Source organism: Iocasia fonsfrigidae (assembly GCF_017751145.1).
GTDB lineage: Bacteria > Bacillota > Halanaerobiia > Halanaerobiales > DTU029 > Iocasia > Iocasia fonsfrigidae.
In genome coordinates, this window is the sequence record NZ_CP046640.1 from 1470028 (window position 1) to 1488376 (window position 18349).

Consider the following 18349-nt stretch of genomic DNA (forward strand, 5'->3'; position numbering starts at 1 on the left):
GCTGTCTTTGCTAGTAATAGTTTTATTTTGTGGATTGATTTATATTCCCTCAGCATTTCATCGTGATTTACATTATCGTGATGAATTAAGATATGTAGAGGTTGCTCGAGAGATGTTAGTTAATCACCAATGGTTAGTTCCCCACTTGGGAGGAAGGTTTTATTCAGATAAACCGCCTGTTTATTTTTGGGTTTTAAACTTATTTAAGCTGATTTTTGGAAATTATTCAACCTTAGCTATGGTTTTACCTAGTATAATTAGCTCAACAATTGTTGTGATATTGACCTTTTTTATAGGCGGGTTATTTATGCAGGCTAGATATGCATTATTAGCTGCGCTGGTCTTAGCTACTAGTTTTTTGTTTTTTGGGATGTCGATTTTTGTCAGAATGGATATGATGATGAATCTATTTATTACTGGATCATTTTTAGTTTTTTTTAGGGGATATTGTAGTGAGAAAGAAATCAAAGGAAGATATTATCAATTAATGTTTTTCCTAATGGGGATTGCTACAGTAATCAAAGGACCAGCTGGGTTTTTAGACCCTTTAGTAGTTATTATAGTCTTTCTTTTATTGGAAAAGAATCTAAATGAACTAAAGAGAATGAATTTATTTAGAGGGATTTTAATTTTCTTTGCTGTAGTTTTATTATGGATTATACCAGCGGTTATCATTGGTGGCAAAGATTATGCTTATGATTTATTAATTGTACAAACATTTGGTCGTTCAGTTGATTCCTTTGCTCATCAGAGAGCTATTTATTATTATTTTACTATGTTTCCTTTAACTTTTTTACCATGGTCCTTATTCTTAATTAGTAGTTTTTTATGTTTTTTTAATAATATAAGAACTACAAGGAAAGAATTAAAATTTTTATTTTCTTGGTTCTGGATGCCTTTATTAATCTTTTCTATGCTTAGTGGTAAGTTAGATATCTATTTGTTACCTATCTATCCAGCAGCTAGTTTACTAGTAGCAATTTTATTTAGAGAAATTTTAGAGAATAAGGCAAATAAAAGGTACCTTACTATCCCTGCAGTTATGACTGCTATCTTGTTTGTAATAATGGCATTTTTAATGCCTAAAATAATAGAGGGTATAACAGTAAGGAGCATATTAAAACCTACACTTATTTCGATAGTATTATCTAGTATTATTGTATTATTTTTATTAGTAAAGAAGAGATATAAATTCATTCCTTATATCTTTTTAGTATTAATTTTTGTCTTTTGGTTGAATTTTTCTTGGGGAATAGTAACTCCTTTAAGTGCAACTTATACTAAAAAACCCATTGCTACTAAAATTGAAGAATTTAAAAAAGAAGGGGTAGATAATATTGTTGCTTATGAATATGGTCAGCCTGAATCTCTAGGTGTTTATACAGATTTTATTATTCCTGAAATAAAAGGAGAAGAGAATTTATTTAATTATATAAGAAACAAAAAAGAGGTTTTAATAATTATGAAGGTTAAGTATTGGAAGGTTATGCAAAAGAAATTGTTTAAAAATTTTCAACGAGTTTATTCATATAATGATTATTTGTTATTGTTAAAACAATAGTAAAGATAATAAAAAATTGATTTTTAATAATTTAGGGGGGATTTATGTTGATAAAAAGGGTTAACTATGATAAAAAACTCTTAATATATGTGTTATTATTGACTGTTATTGTCTTTAGTTTATATTTCTTTAATATTTGGAATTATGATCTATGGTCTCCTGATGAACCGCGTTACTCAGAAGTGGCTAGAGAGATGTTAGTGGAAGGGAATTGGATTATTCCTCATTTAAACCAAGAGATTTATTATGAGAAACCACCATTATTTTTTGGAATAATTGCAGCATTTTCAGCACTAGTTGGTAAAATGACTGTTACAACAGTTAGATTACCTGGGATTATTTTAGGAAGTCTGTTGGTTGGTTTATTAAGTTATTATTATGGAAGTAAGTTAGGTAGAAGAGTTGGAATATTAACAGGGATTGGATTGGCTACTACTGTTAACTATTTCTGGTATGCTATGAGAGTTAATCTAGATATACCACTTATTTTCTGTACTACTATAGCTATGATATTATTATATGAGCAATTAGAAGATAAGGACAGTTGTTGGAAATCTTGTTTAGCATTCTTGCTAATGGGAGCTGCTTCTTTAGTTAAAAGCCCAGTAGCCCTATTACCAGTAGTGGTTATTTTGATTTATGCAGCTCTAACTAAAGAATTAGCTAAGTTAAAGAATATTGCTTGGATCAGAGGAGTTTTATACTTTGCTGTTGTAGTAGGAACGTGGATTGCGTTAGTATTTAAAGTTGCAGGATATAATTATTTTAAGGTAACAGTATTAGAGCAGTTATTTGAATATTCTACTGGTACACAGGGGCATCCGAATCCATTTTATTATTACTTTATTAACTTTCCAATTGAGGCTTTGCCCTGGACTATTTTTTTGATTCCTGCTGCTTGTTATTTATGGAAGAAAAGAGATACTCTACCCAAAATAGTAGGGTTTAATTGTATCTGGTTTTTAAGTATTCTGATTATATTGAGTTTTGTAGGGAGTAAGAGGGGAGTTTACTTATTACAGGTATACCCTGCTTTTGCCCTTTTGATTGCTTGGTATTTTAGTGAGTTTTCTAAGAAAAATATAGAATCTTTAAAGGGACTAAAGATTCCAGCATTAATTTTTGGTATATTTATTTTGATAGTAGGGGTATTTTTGACTTTACAAGGACTCAATTTATTGGCAAAAGGTTTTAGTTCTGCAATGATACAAAAATATGGTTTTACTACTGTTATTAAATCCTTGTCACTGTTTTTAATTATTGAGGGGTTGCTTTTTATTTCTTTATTAGTTCAAAAAAGTAATAAAAAAGTATTTATAGTCACTGTAAGCTTTTCACTTGTATTAATTCTACTGATGAAAGTTATAATTATGCCAAAGGTTAATCTAGTTAAAAGTGAACGCTATTTAGCAGAAGATTTAGCTAGTTTAAGAATAGCTAATGAGGAAGTAGCATTGTGGGGTTCTCATAATAATGATTGTGGCTTTATTTTTTATAATGGAATTTACTATGATGATATCTTTGAGACTAAAGATGAAGTCAAGAAATTTTTAAAGCAAAAATCTAGTGTAATTCTAATAGTATCTGAGGCAGATGAATTTTATAATTACTTTAAAATTAAAGATAATTGGATAATCAAAGAATATATAATTGGAAGTAATAAGATGTTACTGATTAAGAGTAAAAATTAATAAATGCTATATTTCAAGATGGAGATGCCTTATATTTACTGCTGGCTATTGATAGAAAACCTTCCCTCTATTCCCTTCCTAGTACAGCTTAATGCTAGCAATTCCGGCAATATTCAGAAAAATGATATAGTTATGGTCTTATCAAATGGAAAAAAGATAATTTATAATAATAAAAAGGGCCAAGATGAAATTATAATCATCTTGGGTTTTTTCGTGATTTTAGCAAATAAAATCAACCTGATTATTAAGGTATTTCATCCTCCCCTATTTCTATGTGGATCCGTTAGTTCTATGACATCTCCACTACCTTCATTCCTTGCTATATTATTTAGACGAAATTAATTTATTATTTTACTAATTATGAGCGGCTACAGCTTTTAGTCATATTAATTTTGTGTAATATTTATTAGTGATGTAACGAAAATATAACATAAAAATAACATAAAACATGTATACAATAGAAAAATAGGCAAATATACTTGACAACAAAGTTACAAGGAACTATAATAAAAAACATAAATTGTGTAAATATAACATATACTTAACATGAATAAGGATTCAGAGGTGAAAAGATGAAAAAATACAATTTTAAAGATTCGAAAGTTATTAAGGAAATAGATTTACTTAAAAATCTACATTCCTGGTCAGCACAGGGAAATCTTGATCCGATTGTGGTAGAAAAGGCCAAGGGAATTTATTTCTGGGACTCAAACGGTAAAAAATATTTTGATATGTCTTCACAACTGGTTAATGTTAATATTGGCCATGGAAATATGAAAGTAATTGAAGCTATTCAAGAACAGGCTGAAAAGATGACCTATATGGGACCGGGATTTGCTGTTGATGTTAAGTCTGAATTGGCCAGTAAGTTATTAGATATTGCACCTAAGAATATGAAAAAAGTCTTCTTTACTATTGGAGGTGCTGATGCAAATGAAAATGCCATTAAAATGGCCAAGATGTTTACCGGAAGAGACAAAATATTTTCCAGGTATCGCTCATATCATGGGGCTACTTATGGAGCAGCTAATTTGACTGGTGAACCAAGGAGATTTCCTGCTGAACCAGGAATTCCTGGCTTTATCAAATTTTTTGATCCTTATTTGTACCGCAGTCCTGTTGACTTTAAAGATGAAGAAGAAGCTTGTAATTACTATTTAGAGCAGCTTACAGAACAGATTATTTATGAAGGAAGAGATAGTGTGGCTGCAATTTTTCTGGAAACCGTTACAGGTAGTAATGGGGTTATTATCCCCCCTGAAAATTATTTAAAGGGTGTTAGAGAGATATGTGATGAATTTGGAATTCTGATGGTATGTGATGAGATTATGGCTGGTTTTGGACGAACAGGAGAATGGTTTGCCTGTGATAATTGGGGTGTAGTACCTGATCTAATTACCTTTGCTAAAGGAATTACCTCTGGTTACCTGCCTTTAGGTGGAGTACTTGTCAGCCAAGATATAGCTGATTTTTTCAATGATACTACTTTGATGTGTGGGCTTACTTATAGTGGTCATCCAATGGGTTGTGCAGCCGGTATTGCTACACTTGATGTGTATCAAGAAGAGGGTTTAATCAAAAACAGTAAACTTAGGGGGAAGGTTTTAGGTGAAGAACTGGAATTATTGAAGGAAAAACATCCTTCAGTAGGTGATGTTAGGTATATTGGGTTGTTTTCAGCTATAGAACTGGTTAAAGATAAGGTCAGCAAAGAACCGCTGGTTCCTTATGGACAGGATCCTGGGAAAATAATGCCTTTGATCTTGTCTAAATTAATAAAACAGGGATTTTTTACCTATACACATGAAAATATTATTATTGTTGCACCACCATTAATTATAAAGGAAGAAGAAATAAAAGAAGCAATGCAAATTATGGACAGGGTCCTTAGTGAAGTGGATGAAATGCTAAAATAAGGGGGGAATATTAATGTCAGAAATTACTATGAAGCTAAAAGAAATTAGTGAGAGTCTTAATGATGAGGCTATAGCCTTTGCGCAAAAATTAATTCAAACTCCAAGTATTAGTGGAAATGAAAGAGATGTAGCTGATTTATTAATTGCCGAGATGGAGAAATTGGGTTATGACCAGGTGTTTAGAGACGATATGGGTAATGTTGTTGGAATTGTGGAAGGAAGTAAAGAAGGACCAACAATTATGTATAACTCACATCTGGATCATGTCAGCCCAGGGGATGCTAATAACTGGGAAGGTTATAATCCCTATGGGGGGGAGATAGATATCTGTGCAGTGGATGACCAGGATGGTAATAGTGATCAAGCAGAATGTATTCATGGACGTGCTGCCTCAGATGTTAAAGGTGGAGAAGCTGCCCAGGTTTATGCAGGTGCTGTTTTACTTAAGTTAAAAGAAGAAGGATATGATTTTAAGGGAAATTATATGTTTACTGGTGTAGTACAGGAAGAACCAGCAGAAATGGTTGGTATGGTCCATTTAATCGATCAGACATTTAAAGAAAAAGGTCTTACTTATGATGCAATGGTATCTTCTGAGGCTACATCATTAAAGCTGTACTGCGGTCACCGCGGAAGGGTTGAGATGTTGGCTACTGTCTATGGTCGTACTTCCCATGGTAGTGCACCATGGTTGGGAATTAATGCTATTTATAAATCTATGCCTTTAATTGCGAAGATAAAAGACGAGTTATATCCGTCATTACCAGAGGATGAACACCTGGGTCAGGCTTCATTGTCTCTGAATATCATTGAATGTTCACCAGGGGCCTTATCTATCGTTCCTGATAAATGTATGTTATCGATAGATAGACGTACTATACCGGGTGAGAGTGCTGAAACTGCTTTAAAAGAGATAGAAGGATTAATAGAGGAAATAGCAGCAGAGGATGATGAATTTAAAGCAGATGTAAAGGTTAAGTCAGCTGTAGAGACATCTTATATGGGTCGTGAATATGAAGTTGATAAAGAGATGTATCCATGGAAAATAAGTGAAAATCATCCTTTTTTACAAGCTGCTGCTTCTGCTCTAGAAGAGTTAGGTGAACCAGTTAAATATGGGTACTGGGATTTTGGAACTGATGCCAGTAAAACTGCCGGAATTGATAAAAAGCCTACTATTGGATATTCTCCAATGCAGGAACAATATGCACATACACCTTATGATAAGGTTAGAACCGATTTCTTGAAACGGGCTATGGTAGGTAATGCAGCTATTTATTTAAAAGTAGTTGAAGCTGGTGAAGAGGCCTTTGAGGAATTAGAATGGTAATTCAAAAATTTATTATGAAAGGTTGGTTAAAATGGTTGAAGAAGCATTGACTACTAATAGAGTTACTGATGTTGAGGAGTTAAGTTTGGCTGATAATGGTATGGTTTATACTCTGGATGATGTGCCTAAACCCTTTAGCACTGCTCTGGGACTGGGATTACAGCATGTCTTAACAATGTTTGGTGCTACAATATCAGTTCCATTATTACTGGCACCTGCCCTTGGGATGAGCGGAACACAACTGGCAATTCTGGTGGCGTCTGCTATGCTTTGTTCTGGAGTTGCTACTTTTATTCAGGTTAACTTTGGTACAAGATTGCCGATTATACAAGGGGTTTCATTTTCATTTCTTGGTCCATTTTTTGCGATTATAGCAGCTACTGCTGGTGGAGCAGTATCAATGCAGTATATAGCAGGGGCTATTATACTGGGGGCTTTAGTAGAGATGTTTATTGGTTTTAGTGGATTGATAGGAAAACTTCAGAAGTTTATATCACCAGTTGTGATTGGGCCCACTATTGCTTTGATTGGTCTAGCCCTGTATGAATCTGGTGCACCAATAGCTGGCAATAATTGGTTTTTAGCTGGGATTGTTATTGTGGGTGTATTTCTTTTTAATTTTGTACTTGGTAAAAATAAAAATCTGTTTTCTTTATTCCCGGTTCTGCTGTCAGTAATTGCTGCCTATGTGGTTGCTCTAGTGTTAACTTATACAGGGGTTTTTGGTCCGGAATCAGCAGGTTATGTTAGTTTTGAAACATTGCAAGCATCGCCCTGGTTTAGAACACCTGGCCAGATATTCATGCCCTGGGGAGCACCTAAATTTAGTTTGAGTTTCTTCCTGGTTGTTCTGGCTGGTTATTTAGCTTCTACTATTGAATCTTACGGTGACTATCAGGCTATGAATAAAGTCTGTCAGGGACCAGAACTAACTCCTCAAAGGGTCAGTAATGGTATCGGCTGTGAAGGCCTGGGTTGTCTGATTACAGGATTATTGGGTGGTTTTGCCAGCACTAGTTATACAGAAAACATAGGTCTGGTTGGTTTGACAAAAGTAGCCAGTAGGTATGTTGTTAATATTGGTGTAGTTGTTTTGATTTTGTTAGGTATAATCGGTAAGTTTGGTGGTTTTATTGCCAGTATCCCCATGCCTATAGTTGGTGGACTTTATATTACAATGTTTGGTTTAATTGCTGCTATTGGTTTATCACATACAGCCAAAGCAGATATGAGTTCACAGAGGAATCTGATGATCATTGGTTTTAGTTTATTTATGGGATTGAGTTTACCAACTTATTTTAGTGCCCATCCACTGCTATTTGAAAGTGCTCCCTGGTTATCAGATATAATCAATAGTATTGGTGGTACAGGGATGGCTGTTGGGGCTATTTGTGGCTTAATCCTTGATAATCTAATTCCTGGTACAGATCAAGAAAGAGGCTTGGAAGCAGAAGGAGAAGCAGCTTAGTAGAAGTTTAGATATTAAAATATAGGGAGAGAATCCAGTAGTGATTTATTATTAAGATTTACTACTGGATTCAATTATTAGATTGGAAAAATTAGAATTGAAAATATTCATTATCTATGTTGAAAATTATTTGGGGAGGCATGATTATGACTATATTGATCAAAAATGGTACTATTATTACGGCTATAGATAGTTATCAGGCAGACTTATTAATAGAGAACCAGAAAATTGCAATGGTTGGAACAAATATAAAGTATGATCCAGATCAAATAATTAACGCAGAGGGGAAATATATCCTTCCAGGTGCCCTGGATGCTCATGTCCATTTAGAAATGCCCTTTGGTGGGACTATTTCTGCTGACAGTTATGAGGCTGGTACAAGGGCAGCTGCTTGTGGTGGGGTTACAACAGTTTTTGATTTTGTTATGCAGAATAAGGGTCAGGGACTAATGGAAGCTATAAAAGGCAGAGAAGAGTTGTGTGCCCCTCAGGCATGTGTGGATTATGGCTTTCATGTAGCAATTACTGATCTTAGTGATGATGTAATTAGAGAATTGGAAGATGCGGTAGAGTATGGAGTACCCAGTTTTAAAACATTTATGGCCTATAAAAAGTCAGGTTTAATGGTTGATGATGGGGTACTTGCTTATCTATTGGAAAAATCTAAGGATATTGGAGCATTAATCTCAGTACATGCTGAGAATGCAGATATTACTGAGCGCCGTGTAGAAAAGTATTTGTCTGAAGGCAAAACTTCTGCCTGGTATCATTATAAAAGCCGTCCTGAATTTGTAGAAGCAGAGGCTGACAAAAGGATAATACATTTAGCTAAATCATTGGATGCCCCGGTTTATATAGTTCATCTGGCCAATAAAGAGGGGATGGAAGAAGTCACTAAAGCTCGTGATGAGGGCTATGAAATATATGCAGAAACATGTCCTCATTATCTGCATTTTACAAATGAAGTTTATAAGAGAGATGATGGTAGAAATTACGTATGTTCACCACCTATTAAGGGTAAGGAAAGTCAGGATTCCCTCTGGGAAGGAATTAAAAAGGGAGATATATCAGTGATTGCAACTGATCACTGCCCATTCCAGAGTGGAGAAAAAGACTGGGGTATTGATGACTTTAGCAAGATCCCTAATGGCTGTATGGGAGTAGAGAACCTATATCCTTATATGTTAAGTGAGGCCAATCAAGGGAGAATTTCATTTAATAAAGTTGTAGAATTGTGTTCTACAAATCCTGCTCAGATATTTGGTTGTGCTGACCGTAAGGGTACCATCGTTCCCAATATTGATGCTGATCTGGTAATTTATGATCCGCAAAAGAAATTTACTATTACTCAAGAAAAAATGCATTCAGATATAGACCACACTATCTGGGAAGGGGTAGAACTAGATGGTTATCCAATTATGACTCTTTCGAGAGGTAGAGTTGTATATCAAGATGGGGAATTTCTCGGGGAAGCAGGCTGGGGTAATTTTGTTAAAAGGAGCCTTAAACGGTAAGCTTGCAAGATTAAAATAGGCACTATTTGCATAATGGATTGTCATCAGGTATGTTGGGCCAGTGGAATATTATGCCAGACACCTAATTAATAAATAAAAAATATAAAATTCAAGTAACTGAAGAGAGTTAATATATATAAGTAGCACTTAAATATTGCACTTTTGCGTTCCAGCCAATTATATTAATTCCGCTTGTCGTTCACTCCAGCATCCGTGCCTTCGTTCTCTGTCACAACTTTTTACTTCAAAGCATAGAGTCACGCTATGAAGCAAAGCTTCAAGCCGTGCTTCTAATGTTCCGGCGTCCTGCCTCCACAAAAAGTTAGAGTCGCTCCATTAATATAATTGGCTTACACAAAGCATTAGTGTGAATAAATTAAATGAAACTTATATAGAAGGATGAATAATAAGAAGAGGTGATAGAAATGCGCAAGTTAACCTTCGATCTAGCTGAACAGGAAGTTGCAAGGTGTTTGTTGTGTTATGATCCACCATGTACACAGGCTTGTCCAGCTAATATTGATTCTGCCAGTATTATTCGTTCAATACGGTTTGAGAATTTCCCTGGGGCTCAAGCAAAATATAGGAAATTCGGCTTTCTAGATAAGACTTGTTCAGAGCTTTGTTTTGAGCAGAGAAATTGTGAAAAAGCCTGTATCAGGGGAAGATTGGATAGTCCTATAAAAATAAGCAGCATAAATAATTTTCTGTCTAATTTGGAATTAGGTATTTTAAAGAAGGTGAATAATGATGGCAGTTAAGGATTTATCAATAGAGTTTTGTGGAATTAGGTGTGAAAACCCTTTTTTTCTTGCCTCATCACCGATTTCCAGTAATTATGAAATGGTTTCCAGGGCTTTAGATGCAGGTTGGGGTGGATTGGTTTTTAAAACAGTTGGTTTTTTTGTAGCCAATGAGGTTTCACCTAGATTTGACCAGCTTAAAAAAGAAGGTAGGTCTTTTATTGGTTTCAAAAATCTGGAGCAGACTTCTGAAAAGGGTTTGGAAGAAAACCTGCTGGAAATGGAAAAAATCAAACGGGATTTTCCTGATAAGATCTTAATTGCGTCTATTATGGGACAGAGTGAAGAAGAATGGAACCAACTGGCAAAATTAATGACAGGGGTTGGAGTAGATATTATAGAATGTAATTTTTCTTGTCCCCAGATGGCTGATAACAAATTAGGAGCAGATGTAGGTCAAAACCCTGAACTGGTTAAGTCTTATACTGAAGCAGTTGTAGCCGGTACTGATCTACCAGTATTAGCAAAAATGACTCCTAATTTGGGTAGTATGATACCACCTGCCTTAGCAGCTATTGAGGGAGGGGCAAGGGGGTTGGCCGCTATAAATACTATCAAAAGTATAACTTCAGTAGATATTGAAAAAATGGCTCCTGCTCCAGTTATTAATGGTAAATCATCTGTATCCGGTTATTCTGGTAAAGCCATAAAGCCTATTGCCTTAAGATTTATATATGAGTTAGCCAGTTATCCTGACTTATATAATGTGCCTGTCAGTGGGATTGGGGGGATAGAAACCTGGCAGGATGCCCTGGAATTTATACTACTTGGTGCACGTAATGTCCAGGTAGGAACTGCTGTGATGCAGTATGGATATCGTATTATTGAGGATATGATCAGTGGATTGAGTTATTATCTGGCCAGTAATGGATTTGAGAGTCTGGAAAAACTGCTAGGGTTAGCCCTCGATAATATTGTATCTGCTGATAAACTGGATCGGAATTTTATTTTATATCCAGAGATAGATCAGAAAAAGTGTATTGGTTGTGGACGGTGTTATATATCATGCTGTGATGGTGGGCATCAGGCGATAAGCTGGTCAAAAGTTCGTCAGCCAGTAGTGATTGAAGAAAAATGTGTCGGCTGTCACCTCTGTAATCATGTATGTCCCAGTGGTGCAATTAAGACCGGTAAGATGGTTTTCAAAAAAGCTCTTGACTTTAAGGAAGATATTATTTAAAATTAATATTTAATGTGGATGCAGGGATTTATATCTTATTTTGAATAATTTGATCTGGAGAAAGGTGGTAAAGCGATTATATGAAAGCAGCAAGGTTTCTAACGCCTAAATCTATTTTTTATGGAGAAGGTGTCCTTGATCAAGCCTTAAAGGAGATAGTCAGTTATGGGAATAAACCCTTAATTGTAACAGGTAATTCTGCAGTAAGGCTTGGTTATGTTAAACGGGTTATGGAATTTCTTAGAGATTATAATATATTTCCTGTACTTTATAATGATGTAACTTCAGAACCTGATGATAAACATGTGGAAAAAGGATTAGAAATTTATGAAAATAATAATTGTGATTTCTTAATAGCTATCGGTGGGGGTAGTCCTATTGATGCAGCTAAAGCTATCGGAATTATGGTTGCAAATCCTGGGAAGATAAGTGATTATATGGGGCTGGATAAAGTTGAAAATAATATTCCAGCAGTCATAGCTATACCTACAACCTCAGGTACAGGTTCCGAAGTTACAAGATATACAATCATTAATGATACCTCAAGAGATGTAAAAATGTTGATAGCCAGTTTCTATATAATGCCAGAGATGGCCATAGTAGATCCTGAATTAACTATCTCTGTACCAGCTTCTGTCACTGCTGCTACTGGTTTAGATGCCTTAACTCATGCAATTGAGGGATATACTTCTGTTAAAAATCAGCCCCTTACTGATAATTTAGCTTTGTCTGCTATTAGAAAAATATCCAGGTATTTAAAGAGAGCTTATCTGGATGGAAATGATATGGAAGCCCGCAGTCAACTTATGTTGGCATCTACAGAGGCAGGACTTGTTATTAATAACTCTTCTGTAACATTAGTACATGGTATGTCAAGACCTATTGGTGCTTTATTTCATATTCCTCACGGTATTTCAAATGCAGTTTTGCTTGGTGATTGTATGAAATTTGCCTGTACTGGTAATCAGAAAAGGTTTGCAGAGCTTGCTAGGGCTATGGCGAATAATCGTATAGATGGTTCTGCTCCAGAACTGGCTATTAAGGGTGTGATGCTGATAAGAAGTCTTTGCAATGATGTGGGAATACCTAATCTACTGGAACTGGGTATTGAGAAAAATGATTACTTAGCTAATTTGGAAAAAATGGCTGAGGATGCACTGGCAAGTGGTAGTCCTGGAAATACATATCGTAGTCCAGATAAAGAAGATATAATATCAATTTATAAGAAATTACTAGATAGCTAATCTTAAAGTCTTAGCGGAGTATATTTCATTCCGTTCATTGTTCTTGTGCCAGGCCATTTCATAAGAAATCAAATTACTTATATCCATGGGAATGAGAAGGATATAATCAATATATATTACCAGATCACACAGCCACAGAAAAATATTTAGTTGAGTCTAGAGTATAATATTATGAGAAACAACCTTTATCTGGAAAACTATTTAATTAACTCTGTTATGCTTGTTAACATAAGTGATAACAAATGGATTAACTACAGCAGGTGAAGGAAAAGCAACCATGATGATGAAGTAATCCTCCTATGCTATAATATATTTGGCTTCGACAGTCAAAATATAAGCATAGGAGAAAAAACTTTGAATTCTTTAAGTGGTAAATATACTTACTATGCACTGGGTACTGTAGCTCATAAACACGGCATAATCGGTAGTAATCTCTGTGGTCAGGACATACAGTTTAAGGGAGTTATAGGTACCTCAATTAATTAAGCTTTTTGATCTGGTTGTGGTCAGAACTGGATTTGATGAAGATCCATCGGCTAAAAAATATATTGCATATACGCTGCACTTAAATTCATGAACCTAACCAAAGTCTGGTCAAGGTTCATCAACTTCTTAAACTCAAATAGGTTAGAACGCCAAGAAAGCTTGATATTTCTTGCAAAGTGAAACTCCAGAATTTCTATGTTAACCTCCTTATGTATGAATATCCTAAATATCTTCGGTAATGCTATAGTGATCTATGGCTTCGGTATGGGAGTCGAGGGGGTCGGTATCGCTACATTAATATCCCGCATTGTAGCAGCTATTATTATGATTGTACTTATTCGGATACCTACTTATGATACCCATATTGAAAGCTTTTGTCTGAAATTTGATTTTCAAATGATTAAACAAATTTTGTAGATTGGTATACCCAATAGTTTAGAGAATAGTATGTTTCAGGTAGGAAAAATACCTAAAGAATACAAAATTAACTATATAGAATTGAGGCACACTTGTGGAAATTGAAAATGATTTTTCAAAGGGCAGTATTACTAAAAATATTATGAACATGGCAGTTCCAATGATCCTGGCTCAACTGGTCAATGTACTCTATAATATTATCGACCGGATATTTATTGGCAGAATGCCAGGAGATGCCTTTTTAGCCTTAACAGGTGTAGGTATCTGTCTACCGATTATATCTATGGTGATGGCTTTTGCTAACCTATTTGGAATGGGTGGTGCGCCTTTATGTTCAATAGAACGTGGTCGTCAGAACTGTGATGAAGCAGAAAAAATTATGGGAAATTCATTTCTTATGTTAGTCTCTAGTGGCATTATTTTAACAATAATAGGTTTGTTAATAAAAAAACCGATGCTCTATTTGTTTGGAGCAAGTGAGATGACTTTCCTCTATGCAGACCAATATGTAACTATTTATCTTCTTGGTAATATCTTTGTCATGATTAGCCTGGGAATGAACCCTTTCATCAATGCCCAGGGATTTGGCCGTATTGGTATGATGACAGTAATCTTAGGTGCAATTATAAACATTATCCTTGATCCAATCCTTATCTTTAAATTAGATATGGGTGTACAGGGAGCAGCTTTAGCAACTATTATCTCTCAGTCACTATCTGCAATATGGGTTCTTGGGTTTCTAACAGGGAAAAAAGCAATTTTAAAATTAAAGAAAAGCAGTCTCAGACTCAAAAAAGAAAGAATAAAACGTATTATAGGTTTAGGGACCTCTGGATTTGTAATGCAATTTACTAATTCTCTGGTCCAGATAGTTTGTAATACTACTCTTCAACTATATGGCGGAGACTTATATGTAGGGATCATGACTATCTTAAATTCAATTCGAGAATTTATCACAATGCCGGTTCAAGGATTAACAACTGGGGCTCAACCTGTTATTGGATTCAATTATGGTGCCCGTGAATATAAGAGAGTAAAAAGTAGTATTAAATTTACAGCAATAACATCTATTACTTATACTACTTTAAGCTGGTTATTACTTCTGGGCTTCCCCGAGTTCTTCATCAGCATCTTTAATAATGATCCAGAGGTAATAAAAGCAGGAATTCCTATGATGCGACTTTTCTATGCTACTTTCTTTATGATGGCATTACAATTTACCGGACAAACAACCTTTGTAGCTTTGGGCAAAGCAAAACATGCTGTCTTTTTCTCAACTTTCAGGAAGGTTATTCTTGTAACTCCCCTTGTTATATTATTACCAGGATTTTTGGGGTTAGGAACAAATGGTATATTTATAGCAGAACCAATTTCACAGTTCATAGGTGGAACTGCCTGTTTTACCACCATGTTATTCACTATCCGGAAGGAAATAAAGAGAAATATCCACCGATCTATTGTTAAATAAGAGTTAAAATAAGGCCCAAAAAGTGAAAGGCATAAAAAATCTCCTATATTTTTAGAATTGGAAGTAGTATATTCCAAAATATAAATATAGATGGTATGTTAATATTTTTCTCTGGAGTAGAGGGCTTTTTAGGATTGTTTTTAATGTTATATTTCACAGTGGCTTTTGTAAGAAAGATTTTAAGATAATAAAATATTAAAACTAAAAAAGCGCACATTGTCTAACAAATCAGGAGTATTTTCGTAATTGCAAGAAAGCAAAATTATAGAATTAAAAGATAGAAATTATATGATTTTTGAGTTTAAATTAGAATATTAATAAAAAAAGCCATGATGATTATAATCATCATGGCTTTTCTTTAACTATTTTAATATTCGGATGATCTTTTTTACTTCTTCAGGGTCAAGGTTTTTTGTTTCTTAGAGTAAATGCAGTAAATCTTCTCGGTCTGCTCAAAATAAGATAGCAAATTTTTAAGTTCAGAATTATTCTGTTATTTTTTTGTTTTATTGATTATAAATTATGCAGAGCTAGAGGGTTATATTACGGTAGCAAGATATAATAATTAATCATAATAAGTCCTATGTCAATAATTATTATAAACTACTACAAATTACCCAAAATTACAAAATCCAATGCTGCAAATAACAATATATGTTATAATAACATAATAAGGAAAATAATAAAAGGAGTTATTAAGAAGATGATAGAAAAGAAATCTATTAAAAGAACATTGATATTACTTATATCACTAACCTTACTTATTACTTTAGCTGCCTGTAATGGGAGTGAAACCACTTTAAATCAGGATAAGGAGAAAAATGAACAGATAAGTAAAGCTAGACTGGCGAGAGAGGAAGCTGAGAGGGCTGAAAAAAGAGGACAGGAAGAATTTGTCCTGACAAAAGAGATATATAAAGAAGGTGATGGTAGTTTAAAGGGGACTGTTGAATATGATTATGATAGTCATGGAAATCTATTATCAGTAAAATACATTGGTAGTGATGATAGCATAGTAGGTAATATTGAATATAAGTATAATGACAGGGATTTGGTTATAAAAAGAGAGGTAAAAAAACATCCAGAGTATTTTGCAAATAAATGGATAGGAAACTCCAGTGCCTGGGGTATGGTTAAAGAGGTACAGGAATTCCCCCGTTATCCAAATGGTATAGCAAAATATACCTATAATGAAGATGACCAGCTTATTGAATATCTTGAAAAGGACAAGGAAACAGGAGAAAAATTACGGATTGTAAAAAAGGAATATTATCCAAGTGGTAATCTGAAATATGAATATGAATGGAGAAATTCTGGTTATGAAGGTGAGTTTTTCTATGAGGATGTATATATCAGGTATGCCTATGAGTGGACAAAAAGTACAGAAAAAAGGAATAATAAGGTGACTATATCTGAACATGTTTTTGATGAGAATGGTAATATTTTGTCAGATATTTCGATTACCAGAAATTCAGAGGGAGTTATAGTTGATAGATATAATTCAACAAGTGAGTATAATGAACAGGGTAACATTATAAGAGCTGTTGGTAATATTATTACTTTTGAATATGAGTATAATCATAAAGGTAATTTAATAAGAGAAATAACAAAAGATAGCACAGGAAATATTGATGATATATATGAATATGAATATGATGATAGGGGGAATGTGATTAAACTAAAATATAAAAATCCGAAATTATCAAGTTGCAGTGAAATTACTTATGATGAATATAATAATAAGATAAAAGCTATCAGGAAGAGGAGAGATGGTAGCATTAGAGGGATTGAAGAGTATGAATATATGAAAGTAGGTGAATTAAGTGATTGATGAGAAAGTAGTATCTAGTAAAAGGGTAGTATATGAAAGAAATGAGAATGAAGATGATGGAAATCCAAATGACCCAGGGGCATTTTATTTAGAGGATGAGGAAAGTGGTGAAAGAATTAAACTGATTGATTTTGATTGGGTAGAACGGGCTGGAGTTATAAAAAATAAAGAGATTGCCAAAGCAACGGCTGTCAGATACACAACCCTCTTCCGCCTGACAGATGAACAGGTGAGGTTTGATGCTACGGCAGGTGCCCTGGAGATAGTGGGTAGGGGGATGACTTATGCTGAGGCTTATAGTAATACTGCTGGTGCACTGGGGGAAAATATAGCCAATATCAGTGTAATGGCTTTAAGCTCTTATACCAGTTCATCTTTAGACTATATGTATCATGATTATTTTGATGATGAGACTGATGAAAGTGAAGAGCCTCATCCCAGTAATAAGGTTGATTTAAATGAAGAGAGGGTTCAAAAGGCTGCTGATAACCTATACCTCCAGACTTTATTATTAATAGGTGGGGAGTTTTTTAACCAGGCAGAACAGTATGCCCAGGAAACCCTGGTAAAGAAGTATTCCAGTCCTGATGCCATTGCTAATCTGATCAAGGAGATGGGAGCAGATGGTTTAAAAAGTACTAAAGCAATTAAAACCCTTATGTCAGAATATTTTTGTAACTGGGGTCCGGCAATCATTAAACTGGCCCCTAAGGTAAAACACGGTGGTTTTGCAACAGCAGGTGAATATCTGGCAGCCCTTAATAGAGAGCTTATGTTAAATCGAATATCAGGTAGGGTCAATATGATCCTTCTCTGTTTAGGGGTAACCCTGATGAAGGCAGGGCATCCCCTGTCAGTGATGCTCGGTGCTGCTGTTGTAGTTTCTGCTCAACCGGTCTCTATGGGGGTAAGAAAGGCAGCAGAGCATAAACTAAAGGAGAAAGAGAATAATAGTGCTCAAATAGATGAAACTAAACAGACAGATATCTGGGATGAAGTCCTGGACACTGTTTTTGAGGAATTCAAAAAGCAGTTTAACTTAGTAGAATTATTTAATGGGGTTAGTCAGATGTATCTCTTATGTGACCTTCATACAGATGACCCCAGGATAGCCGAATTTGAGATTGATGCCCCTGGTGGGATTGAAGGTTTTGAAATACTCTGGAGGGGCAATGTCAAAAGCCTTGCCAATTTAGATTTTAAGTGTTTAGCTAAACATGAAGGTATAGGGGATGTAAGTGAGTTTACCAATAAGATTAAAGGCTTATCAGTTTGTTATGGTACTGTGGAAAGTATTGGTGGAATGATGAACCGTAAATTTGAAAAAAAGGGAAACGAAGCGATTAACCAGCTGGACGATGATTTTGTAGCCTTTTTTGACCATAGGGGGATCAAGACCGCAGATGGACATCCTTTAAAAACCCTGAGTTTAATCTAACC

General features: G+C 34.8%; 13 protein-coding genes. All 13 read left to right on the plus strand.

What is annotated here, in order from left to right; all coding sequences use genetic code 11:
• The first annotated feature begins 7 nt into the window (after nt 1–7).
• The 13 genes from GM661_RS06985 to GM661_RS07040 all read left to right on the plus strand — a co-directional run bounded on the left by GM661_RS06985 (nt 8) and on the right by GM661_RS07040 (nt 18347).
• Nucleotides 8–1561 carry an ArnT family glycosyltransferase gene (locus GM661_RS06985; protein WP_230869368.1) on the plus strand — a complete coding sequence of 518 codons (1554 nt, stop codon included), beginning with the start codon at nt 8–10 and terminating at the stop codon, nt 1559–1561.
• Between the two features lie 44 nt (nt 1562–1605).
• A complete protein-coding gene (locus GM661_RS06990; RefSeq protein ID WP_230869369.1) occupies nt 1606–3252 on the plus strand; it encodes an ArnT family glycosyltransferase in 1647 nt (548 codons plus the stop codon).
• Nucleotides 3253–3824: 572 nt separating this feature from the next.
• Nucleotides 3825–5168 (plus strand): aminotransferase class III-fold pyridoxal phosphate-dependent enzyme, encoded by a 1344-nt coding sequence (locus GM661_RS06995; RefSeq protein WP_230869370.1) that lies wholly within the window; start codon nt 3825–3827, stop codon nt 5166–5168.
• A 13-nt stretch (nt 5169–5181) separates the two neighbouring features.
• The gene (locus GM661_RS07000) at nt 5182–6498 is read left to right on the plus strand and encodes a M20/M25/M40 family metallo-hydrolase (RefSeq protein ID WP_230869371.1); all 1317 of its coding nucleotides are present in this window, start codon (nt 5182–5184) and stop codon (nt 6496–6498) included.
• Nucleotides 6499–6529: 31 nt separating this feature from the next.
• Complete coding sequence (locus GM661_RS07005) at nt 6530–7966, plus strand: uracil-xanthine permease family protein (protein WP_230869372.1); 1437 nt, start codon at nt 6530–6532, stop codon at nt 7964–7966.
• Nucleotides 7967–8112: 146 nt separating this feature from the next.
• Entirely contained in the window at nt 8113–9480 is a 1368-nt protein-coding gene (hydA, locus tag GM661_RS07010) for a dihydropyrimidinase (protein WP_230869373.1), read from the plus strand.
• Nucleotides 9481–9905: 425 nt separating this feature from the next.
• Entirely contained in the window at nt 9906–10241 is a 336-nt protein-coding gene (locus tag GM661_RS07015; protein ID WP_230869374.1) for an oxidoreductase YeiT, read from the plus strand.
• Complete coding sequence (gene preA, locus GM661_RS07020) at nt 10231–11463, plus strand: NAD-dependent dihydropyrimidine dehydrogenase subunit PreA (protein ID WP_407929649.1); 1233 nt, start codon at nt 10231–10233, stop codon at nt 11461–11463. The genes GM661_RS07015 and preA overlap by 11 nt, the downstream gene beginning before the upstream one ends.
• A gap of 80 nt (nt 11464–11543) precedes the next feature.
• The gene (locus tag GM661_RS07025) at nt 11544–12707 is read left to right on the plus strand and encodes an iron-containing alcohol dehydrogenase (protein WP_230869376.1); all 1164 of its coding nucleotides are present in this window, start codon (nt 11544–11546) and stop codon (nt 12705–12707) included.
• Nucleotides 12708–13061: 354 nt separating this feature from the next.
• Entirely contained in the window at nt 13062–13193 is a 132-nt protein-coding gene (locus GM661_RS18915; RefSeq protein WP_269059912.1) for a hypothetical protein, read from the plus strand.
• Nucleotides 13194–13752: 559 nt separating this feature from the next.
• On the plus strand, nt 13753–15078 hold the full coding sequence (locus tag GM661_RS07030; protein WP_407929650.1) for an MATE family efflux transporter: 1326 nt from the start codon (nt 13753–13755) through the stop codon (nt 15076–15078).
• 703 nt (nt 15079–15781) lie between these two features.
• A complete protein-coding gene (locus GM661_RS07035) occupies nt 15782–16909 on the plus strand; it encodes a hypothetical protein (RefSeq protein WP_230869378.1) in 1128 nt (375 codons plus the stop codon).
• On the plus strand, nt 16902–18347 hold the full coding sequence (locus GM661_RS07040) for a hypothetical protein (protein WP_230869379.1): 1446 nt from the start codon (nt 16902–16904) through the stop codon (nt 18345–18347). The genes GM661_RS07035 and GM661_RS07040 overlap by 8 nt, the downstream gene beginning before the upstream one ends.
• The last annotated feature ends 2 nt before the right edge of the window (nt 18348–18349 follow it).